The sequence below is a fragment of the uncultured Limnohabitans sp. genome (genome assembly GCF_937889215.1).
GTDB lineage: Bacteria > Pseudomonadota > Gammaproteobacteria > Burkholderiales > Burkholderiaceae_C > Limnohabitans_A.
On the sequence record NZ_CALBEX010000031.1, the window covers coordinates 1 to 2,000 of the forward strand.

1 protein-coding gene and 2 pseudogenes are annotated in these 2,000 nt (G+C 61.2%); 1 reads left to right on the forward strand and 2 read right to left on the reverse strand.

The features are described 5' to 3' along the window. Nucleotides 1-140 (reverse strand): annotated as a pseudogene (locus Q0341_RS15220) (ABC transporter substrate-binding protein); the annotation flags it as partial. Nucleotides 141-289: 149 nt separating this feature from the next. Here Q0341_RS15220 and Q0341_RS00725 point away from each other — a divergent pair. After that, on the forward strand, nt 290-1,198 hold the full coding sequence (locus Q0341_RS00725; protein WP_299509877.1) for an AEC family transporter: 909 nt from the start codon (nt 290-292) through the stop codon (nt 1,196-1,198). A 481-nt stretch (nt 1,199-1,679) separates the two neighbouring features. Here Q0341_RS00725 and Q0341_RS00730 read toward each other — a convergent pair. Beyond that, nucleotides 1,680-2,000: pseudogene (locus Q0341_RS00730) on the reverse strand (tRNA epoxyqueuosine(34) reductase QueG); the annotation flags it as partial.

Below are 2,000 nucleotides of genomic sequence, written 5' to 3' on the forward strand. Positions count from 1 at the left end.
ACGATGTCGGTCGTGCCACCGGGTGCAAACGGCACTTGCAACTTGATGGTCTTGCTGGGATAGGCCTGCGCCCACACCGAACCACTGGCCAAAACTGTCACAGCCAAACCGGCTACGGAAACCAAATCGCGACGCTTCATTCGAAAACTCCTTGAATAAAAAAACATCATAAGCAAAAAACAAACCCACCTGACAGAGGGGAAACCCACAAAACCGAACCCAAAAGCCCGATGAAGCCGAGGTGACAGGCCGCCATCAGCCAGATGCGGGCGGGGGTTATCCTAGACGGGTGAACTTTGCCCAACTCCTCTTCCCCGATTTTTCCCTGATTTTGTGCGGCTATCTGCTGTGCCGCTACACGGCGTTGAACCGACAGGTTTGGCAGCCGGTGGAAAGCTTGGTGTATTTTTTCTTGTTTCCGGTGCTGCTGTTTCACTCCATCGTGAAAAGTCCACTTGATCTGCAGGCCGCCTCCAGCCTGATCGGCGCGGGCTTGAGCCTGGCCGTGTGCGCGATTGCCTTGTCCTATAGCTTGCCCTACTTGCCCGTGCTGGGCCGCTACCTGGACCGGCGCGACCACGCAGCAGCAGCGCAAGTGGGCTTTCGTTTCAACTCCTTCATCGGTCTGGCGCTGGCTGAGCGACTGGCAGGCCCCGAAGGTTTGCTGATGATCTCGGTGCTGATCGGATTTTGCGTGCCCATGTTCAACATTGGCGCGGTTTGGCCCATGGCACGGCATGCGAAGACGGGCTTTTTGCGCGAACTGGTGCGCAATCCCCTCATCCTCGCCACGGCCTCGGGTCTGGCAGCCAACTTGCTGGGCTTTCGCATGCCCGATGTGCTGGAGCCCAGCGTCAGCCGGATCGGTGGGGCTTCGTTGGCGCTAGGCCTGATGGCGGCCGGCGCAGGCATGCAACTGGGCAGCTTGCGCCAGAACAAGCTGCTGGGCCTGAGTGTTCTGCTGGTCAAACACTTGCTGCTGCCCCTGATCGCCTTGGGCCTGTCGGTGCTGTTTGGCCTGACCCCGGCGCAGACCACCATCTTTTTGGCATTTTCGGCGCTCCCTACGGCCTCCACCTGCTACGTGCTGGCCGCCCGCATGGGCTACAACGGCCCCTATGTGGCGGGCCTGGTCACTTTGTCCACCTTGGCCGGCATGTTGAGTTTGCCGTTTGCACTCGGCGTGCTGCGCGGTTGAACAAAATGCAGGCCACCCGCCAAGGCTTTGTGTTGCAGGTCGGTGCCTTCAGGCCCGACAAGGGCGGTGGTGCACTGCAACCCTAGAAATGTCGCTTCTCGGTGGCATGGCTGTCGGACCTGAAGGCCGCGAGCTACGGGGAGCAAGAAACCTTGCACCGACAGCAAAACGCATTTTTGTAGGTCGGCGCCTTCAAGCCCGACAACGGCAATGATGCACCGCAACCCCTAGAAACGTCGCTTCGCGATGGCATGGCTGTCGGACCTGAAGGCCGCGACCTACGGGGAGCAAGAAACCTTGCACCGACAGCAAAGCGTGTTTTTGTAGGTCGGCGCCTTCAGGTCCGACAAGGGCGGTGGTGCACCGCAACCCTAAAAACGTCGCTTCTCGGTGGCATGGCTGTCGGACCTGAAGGCCGCGACCTACGGGGAGCAAGAAACCTTGCACCGACAGCAAAGCGTGTTTTTGCAGGTCGGCGCCTTCAGGTCCGACTGCTGGACGCCAGGCGGGCCGAATTTTGGGCTTGCGACCAAGCCACTTGCTCTTGCACCACCGGGTCCGAATGCGCTGCGTGCACAGCCAAACCCTGCAGCAAAACCTCGCGTTCAATCTCAGGCAAGGCCGGCGAGGCCAGCGCGTTGCCCGCTGCCAGCGCCAGGTTGCGCAGCCAGCGGGCGTGGCCGATGCGGCGGATGGCGCTGCCTTCGGTGCGGCGCAAAAACTCGGCTTCGCTCCAGGCCATCAGCTCAGCGACGCGGCCCGCGCCCAAACCGTCGCGCGCCTGCCAATCGGGCCATGGGCT